The sequence below is a fragment of the Streptomyces aurantiacus genome (assembly GCF_001418335.1).
Lineage (GTDB): Bacteria > Actinomycetota > Actinomycetes > Streptomycetales > Streptomycetaceae > Streptomyces > Streptomyces aurantiacus.
The window spans coordinates 1-1,279 of the sequence record NZ_LIPP01000525.1 but is presented as its reverse complement, the minus strand read 5'-3'; the positions used below and the strand labels follow the sequence as shown (position 1 = coordinate 1,279).

At 73.4% G+C, this 1,279-nt stretch carries 1 protein-coding gene; it reads right to left on the bottom strand.

Annotated features, from left to right (window positions below; genetic code table 11):
• Positions 1–144: 144 nt before the first annotated feature.
• Positions 145–1,279, bottom strand: a 1,135-nt coding sequence (locus AOK01_RS39910) for a maleylpyruvate isomerase N-terminal domain-containing protein (protein WP_055520533.1), incomplete at its 5' end; no start/stop codon positions are given.

Genomic DNA, 1,279 nt, shown 5'->3' with positions numbered 1-1,279 from the left:
TGTCCGTCCTCGGTCCGGCGCGATTGAGTTGCCTTACAAGGAACCCTCTGCGGACGCGCCAGCCGCTGCGGGCGGACACGTCGCCCCGACCCCCTTCTGACGTCTCGCGGGTGCGGATCGGAGGGGTGTGCGTCCCGGTCGCGTCTACATGCGGCTCAGTGATGCTGCCGCGAACAGGACGTCTCTGATGGCCTCGCGGTCTCCTACCTGGCCCGCTGCCGCCTCTTCCGGAGGGACGTGGCCTGCTGCCAGTTGGCAGAACTCCACGCCGTCCAGTGCCACGTGGGCCACCTCGTGGTCCGGAGAGGCCAGGGCGCCGGGGGAGTCGAGCGGGATCAGCCACTCTCCGCCGCCCAGGCCCTCGATCTCCAGGCGGAGGCTGCGGCCGGGGACGCCGGCCGGGACCAGGTGGCGGGTCTGGCCGGGGGCCGCGAGGCCTGCCTGGCGGCGGGCGGCCAGGGCCGAGGGGAGCATCCGGGCGCCCAGGTCGATCATCGCGTGCAGATGGCGGGGCGAGGGCGGCTCGTAGGGGTAGTCGACCGCGTCCGCGATGTCTCCCGCGTGGACCCAGGTCTCGAAGGCGCGGTCCAGCATCGAGTCGCACAGCGGGAGTTCGAAGCCACCGTACGGGACCGGCAGCCGGCCGGACCCTCCGCCCGCGAAGGCCACCGTGCGGACGAGGTTGTGGGCCTGCTCGCGCCACGGGCCCCGTACGGAACGGGTGGGCGGGAAGGGGGCGGCACGCCAGAAGGCCTCGGTGCGGGCCGAGGGCGTGGGTGCGTCCGCCGCGGTTTCCAGGGGGTCGTCCAGGCCGAGCGTGACGGCCACCAGGCCGTCCACGGTCAGGAGGTGGGTGAGCACTCCGGCGACGGTGGTGCGCCTGCTTGTCGGTTCGTTGCCGTCGAACCAGCGCAGGCGTACGGGAGCATGCCACTCCGCGTCGCCGATGTCCTGCAGCAGGGCGTCGAGGCGGGCGGTTTCCGCGTCGTACGGAGTGGCCCAGAAAGGGACCGGGATGCGGGGCGGGCGTCGGTCCAGGCAGGCCTCCAGGACGCGGGTGCGCAGGGCCGGGTCCAGGTCGAGGCTCTCCGGGCGGTGCAGGAGGCCCACCGCTTCGCGCAGGCGCAGGGCCTCGTCGGCACAGGCGCCGCAGTCGCCGAGGTGGTCTTCGACCGCCACCGTCTCCTCGGCCGAGCAGGCCGCCAGCGCCCATGCGCCCAACAGCGCCTTCAGCACCCTGTGTTCCAGGAGGAGGGGAGAGGGAGGAGGGGAGGGGAAC